We start from the raw sequence: 2,916 nt of genomic DNA on the forward strand, positions 1-2,916 counted from the left end.
ATCCTGAACGTGGGCTACGGTGTCGTTGAAATGATCGGCGGGTTCATCGCCGGGTCACAGGCCGTGAAGGCCGATGCGCTCGATTTCATCGGCGACGGCGCGATCACCTTCCTTGGCCTGCTGGCCATCGGCTGGAGCCTCGCCTGGCGGGCACGGTCGGCCTTGATCCAGGGCATCTTCCTCGGGCTCCTCGGTCTCGGCGTCCTCGGCACGACCATCGTCCGGGTCTTCGAACGGACGACGCCGGATGCGGGTCTCATGGGCCTGCTTGGCATGATTGCCCTTGTCGTCAACGTCATCTCCGTTCTGCCGCTGCTGCCGTTCCGCAAGGGCGACGCGAACATGCGGGCCGTCTGGCTTTTCTCTCGCAACGACGCCATCGGCAATGCGGCGGTTGTCGTTGCCGCCGGTCTTGTGGCCTGGCTGGGCAGCGCGTGGCCCGACCTTATCGTTGCCTTCGGTATCGCCGGGCTATTCCTGCACTCGTCCTGGGCGATCATTCGCGATGCGCGGGCCGATCTGAAGACGACTGCATGAACAGCCGCGTTCTAGGCGGAGTTTGCGCCATCTCGGCGTTCGCCCTCGATCAGGGCACCAAGGCGCTTGCCCTGAACACACCTGCGCTTGAGGGCGGCGTCGAGGTTCTACCCTTTCTCAATCTCGTGCGGGTTCTGAACGATGGAGTCAGCTTCGGTATGCTGGGCGGGATCGTGCCTTGGTGGGGTCTCATCGCGCTTGCTGGCGTGATCGTGTTATGGCTGCTGATCTGGTTGTGGCGCGCGCCGGACAGGCTGACGGCTGCCGCTCTCGGTCTGATCATCGGCGGCGCACTCGGCAATGTCCTCGACCGGCTGCGTTATCAGGCCGTCCCAGACTTTCTGGATTTCCATTACGGAACATACCACTGGCCGTCCTTCAATCTTGCGGATGTGGCGATTTTCTGCGGCGCGGCCCTACTGTTCTGGGACAGCTTCCGCTCTGCGACGGACAAGCCTGGTCAGGGTCAACGCAAGGAAAACACAACGGGGGTGTAACCCATGTTCGGCATACCATCTGCGAAAGGCTTTGACAGCACACTTGCCCTGCTGCGCAACCCATATGGGTTCATTTCGGAGACCTGCCGCGCACTCGACACAGACCTGTTCGAAACCCGCATCCTCCTTCAAGAGACGATCTGCATGACCGGCGCGGCGGCGGCAGAAGCCTTCTATCGGGAAGACCGGCTGATCCGCGCAGGCTCGATGCCAGGCCGCATACAGAAGTCCCTGCTGGGAGAAGGCGGCGTTCAGGGATTGGACGGCGCTGCCCACCAGCACCGCAAGAAGATGTTCATGTCACTCATGGGGACCGAGCGGATCGCCGCGCTTAAGGGCACGTCGCTTCACATGTTGGACAACTATGCGCCGGACTGGGAGGCGAGGAACGAGGTCGTCCTCTATGACGAAGTGCGCGAAATGCTCACAAGAGCTGCCTGCGCCTGGGCCGGGGTGCCGCTTAATGAAGCTGAGGTGGCGACCCGAACGGCGCAGCTTACAGCGCTTTTTCAGGACGCCGGGGCCCTTGGCCCCAAACACTGGCGCGCGCGTCTGGCGCGCCACCGCCTGGAAAAATGGGCAGCACGGCTAATCCAACAGGTCCGCGATGGTGAGCTTCAGCCGACGCAGGAAAGTGCCCTTCATATCATCGCGACATGGCGCGATCTCGATGGGGAGTTGTTGACCCCCAGGGTGGCCGCCGTAGAGCTGTTGAATGTCCTGCGCCCGACCGTCGCGGTATCCGTGTTCATAGTTCAGGCGGCGCATGCTTTACATCGGCATCCCGAGTGGCGGCAAAAGCTGAAGGACGACGAGGGACAGCTCGAACCTTTCGTGCAAGAGGTCCGCCGTCTGTATCCGTTCTTTCCCGCGGTTGCGGCACGGGTGAAGAGCGATTTCGAGTGGCGCGGATATCGCTTTCCCAAAGGGTACAGGGTTCTGCTCGACCTCTACGGCACGAATACCGACGCTCGTTCGTGGGACGCGCCGCAAGAGTTCCGGCCCGAGCGGTTTCACGATCGGGAGGTCACTCCCTACGAGTTCATTCCGCAGGGCGGTGGCGATCACCACAGGAACCACCGTTGTCCGGGCGAGTGGATCGCGATCAGCCAGATGAAGGCGTTTTGCAGTTTCTTCGTGAACGCCATCGACTACGAAGTGCCGGATCAGGATCTGGATCTGGAAACCGGAGAACTGCCGCCCATGCCCAAATCTCGGTTCATCATGCGTAACGTCAGGCCTCGGCAGTAGCTTCGCCCTCGTCCGGATCGACCGACCGCGCATCCTTCGTGGCCTCGAACGCCTCCCATGCAACGTAGGGCACGATCAGAAGCGCCGCCACCGGGTCGGCCCACCACCAGCCCATCCATTGCGTCAGACCGATCCCGGCCAACACCACGATCGTCTGATACTGGCAGATCATGGTGTCCTTGGCATCGTACTTCAGGGCGGGCGCATCGAGCCGCTTGCCGTAGCGATACTTGCCCCAGGCGAGGAACGGGTTGGCCACGAGCGAAGCACCCAGAATCGCGATACCCCACCAGTTGAAGCCCGGCGCCTTCTGCGAAATGAAGGCGGAGACCGCCTCGTAGAGGATCGCCGCGACGACGATCCAGAAGGCACAGGCAACCACGTAGAGCGCGACCTTCTTGCGGTGCAGGACCGTGCGCTTGTCGGCACCGTCCACCTCACTCTTCAAGCGCCAGATCAGAGTCGCAGCCGAGGTGGCCTCGACCGTACTGTCGAGGCCCCAACTCACCAGCGCTGCGCTGCCGGTCAGAAGTCCCACGGTGACGGATACGACGACCTCGATGATGTTGTAGACGAGGCTGGCGATCTCGACCCGGATGCCGCGCGTCAGATTGGCCTGCCGGTTATCTTG

The 2,916-nt window shown here is 62.3% G+C and carries 4 protein-coding genes; 3 read left to right on the plus strand and 1 reads right to left on the minus strand.

Annotation, left to right across the window (positions count from 1 at the left end; all coding sequences use genetic code 11):
- From A3764_RS23010 to A3764_RS23020, 3 genes are all read left to right on the plus strand, one after another.
- Window positions 1-537 (plus strand): cation transporter (locus tag A3764_RS23010; protein ID WP_150122432.1); only part of this gene is annotated, 537 nt, incomplete at its 5' end.
- Window positions 534-1,034, plus strand: a complete 501-nt coding sequence (gene lspA / locus A3764_RS23015; protein ID WP_067631017.1) for a signal peptidase II — start codon at window positions 534-536, stop codon at window positions 1,032-1,034. The genes A3764_RS23010 and lspA, both read left to right, overlap by 4 nt.
- A 3-nt stretch (window positions 1,035-1,037) precedes the next feature.
- Window positions 1,038-2,285, plus strand: a complete 1,248-nt coding sequence (locus tag A3764_RS23020; protein WP_067921147.1) for a cytochrome P450 — start codon at window positions 1,038-1,040, stop codon at window positions 2,283-2,285.
- Here A3764_RS23020 and A3764_RS23025 read toward each other — a convergent pair.
- A partial coding sequence (locus A3764_RS23025) for a cation diffusion facilitator family transporter (protein ID WP_236628312.1) occupies window positions 2,269-2,916 on the minus strand: 648 nt, incomplete at its 5' end. The two genes, A3764_RS23020 and A3764_RS23025, sit on opposite strands and share 17 nt — an antisense overlap.

It is taken from the genome of Sulfitobacter sp. HI0129 (genome assembly GCF_001635395.1).
In the GTDB taxonomy this organism is placed as follows: domain Bacteria; phylum Pseudomonadota; class Alphaproteobacteria; order Rhodobacterales; family Rhodobacteraceae; genus Sulfitobacter.

What these genes read in the sequence shown, in the direction of transcription:
- lspA (WP_067631017.1), top strand. Translation starts at nt 534, where the DNA reads ATGAACAGCCGCGTTCTAGGCGGAGTTTGCGCCATCTCGGCGTTCGCC.
- A3764_RS23020 (WP_067921147.1), top strand. Translation starts at nt 1,038, where the DNA reads ATGTTCGGCATACCATCTGCGAAAGGCTTTGACAGCACACTTGCCCTG.